The 2258-nt window shown below is 55.2% G+C and carries 2 protein-coding genes; both read left to right on the top strand.

Annotated elements, in window-relative coordinates; all coding sequences use genetic code 11:
- Positions 1–1982: VirB4-like conjugal transfer ATPase, CD1110 family (locus tag J3353_RS15840; RefSeq protein ID WP_207685228.1), on the top strand; the 1982-nt coding region annotated here is incomplete at its 5' end.
- The coding region (locus tag J3353_RS15835; protein ID WP_207685227.1) for a DNA cytosine methyltransferase at positions 1979–2258 on the top strand (280 nt) is incomplete at its 3' end. The genes J3353_RS15840 and J3353_RS15835, both read left to right, overlap by 4 nt.

The following is a 2258-nucleotide window of genomic DNA, read 5'->3' as shown; positions in this document are numbered from 1 at the left end:
AGCAGCTTGCCAGCGGAAACAACGGCATTGTCAAAACCAAGTACCTGACCTTCACTATCGAGGCCGACAGCCTGAAAACTGCGCGGGCTCGGCTGACCCGCATTGGCCTTGACCTGCTGGGCTACTTCAAGACTATGGGCTGCGTGGCGCACGTCATGGACGGGCAGGAGCGTTTGGAGGTGCTGCACGGCATCTTCCACCCGGACGGCGAACCGTTCCGCTTTGACTGGGACTGGCTGGCGCCCTCCGGCCTGTCCACCAAGGATTTTGTGGCTCCGTCCTCCCTCTGCTTCGGCACGGCCAAGACTTTTGGCATGGGCGGCAAGTATGGAGCCGTGAGCTTTTTACAAATCCTTGCGCCGGAACTTTCGGATGAAATGCTGGCCGACTTTCTCAAAACGGAAAGCGGGATTCTCGTCAATCTCCATGTGCAGGCCATCGACCAGACCGAGGCCATCAAAACCATCAAACGGAAAATCACAGACCTTGATGCTATGAAGATTCAGGAACAGAAAAAGGCTGTCCGTTCCGGGTACGACATGGATATCCTCCCCAGCGACCTTGCCACCTACGGCGAGGATGCCAAAAAGCTGCTGAACAAACTGCAAACAAGAAATGAGCGATTGTTCATGCTGACTTTTTTAGTGCTGAACGTGGCCGACACCAAGCAAAAGCTGGGCAACGATGTGTTCCAAGCGGCGGGTGTGGCGCAGAAGTACAACTGCTCCCTTGTCCGGCTGGACTACCAGCAGGAGCAGGGCCTTGTGTCCAGCCTGCCGCTGGGCATCAACCAGATAAAGATTCAGCGCAGCCTCACCACCTCCAACGTGGCGGTGTTCGTGCCCTTTGTAACGCAGGAGCTTTTCCAGAGCGGTGCGGCCATGTACTACGGCATCAACGCAAAATCCCACAACATGATCATGCTGGACCGCAAGCAGGCCCGGTGTCCCAACGGCCTAAAGCTGGGTACGCCCGGCAGCGGCAAATCCATGAGCTGCAAGTCTGAAATCGTCAGTGTGTTTTTAACGACTGCTGACGATATTTTTATTTCAGACCCAGAAGCCGAGTATTACCCGCTGGTCAAGCGGCTGCATGGGCAGGTCATCAAACTTTCGCCCACCAGCAAGGACTATGTGAATCCTCTGGACATCAACCTGAATTATTCCGAAGATGACAGCCCGCTGGCCTTGAAGTCGGATTTTGTGCTGTCGTTCTGTGAGCTGGTCATGGGCGGCAAAACAGGTCTGGAAGCGATTGAACGCACCGTGATAGACCGTGCCGTGAAAGCCATCTACCGTCCCTATCTGGCGAACCCCAGCCCGGAGAATATGCCGATTTTGTCTGACCTCCACCAAGCCCTGCTCGACCAGCACTTGCCGGAAGCGGACCGGGTAGCGCAGGCATTGGACTTGTATGTGTCCGGCTCGCTGAATGTGTTTAATCACAAAACGAATGTGGACATCCACAACCGGCTCGTGGCCTTTGACATCAAAGAGTTAGGCAAGCAGTTAAAAAAATTAGGGATGCTCATTATCCAAGACCAGATATGGGGCCGTGTTACCCAGAACCGCAGTCAGGGCCGGGCCACATGGTATTTTGCAGACGAGTTCCACTTGCTCTTGAAAGAGGAACAGACCGCTGCGTATTCCGCAGAAATCTGGAAACGCTTCCGCAAATGGGGCGGTGTGCCCACGGGCGCCACCCAGAATGTGAAGGACCTTCTTTCTTCGCCGGAGATCGAGAACATTCTGGAAAACAGCGACTTCATCACGCTGCTGAATCAGGCATCCGGCGACCGCAAAATCCTTTCGGAACGGCTGAACCTCTCCGCAGACCAGCAGAAGTACATCGACAATTCGGAACCGGGCGAAGGACTGCTGATTTTTGAAAACGTGGTGCTTCCGTTTTCCAACCCCATCCCGAAAAACACACAGCTCTATAAGATCATGACCACCCGGCTCAGCGAGGTGGTGGAGCTATGAGCTTAACACATTTCAGCTTGTTTTCCGGCATCGGCGGCATCGACCTTGCCGCGGAAGCAGCGGGGTTTACCTCTGTCTGTCAATGCGAGTGGGCGGCATTTCCCGCCGCTGTGCTGGCAAGCCACTGGCCGGAAGTGCCCCGTTTTCAGGACATCACCACTGTAACAAAGGAGGCTTTCTTTGAAAAAACAGGACTTCGCACCGTCACCCTCATTTCAGGTGGCTTCCCGTGCCAGCCGTTCTCCACCGCAGGGCGGCAGCGCGGCTTCCACGATG

It is taken from the genome of Faecalibacterium sp. Marseille-Q4137, from assembly GCF_017377535.1.
Lineage (GTDB): Bacteria > Bacillota > Clostridia > Oscillospirales > Ruminococcaceae > Faecalibacterium > Faecalibacterium duncaniae.
This window is presented reverse-complemented; position numbering and strand designations above follow the sequence as displayed.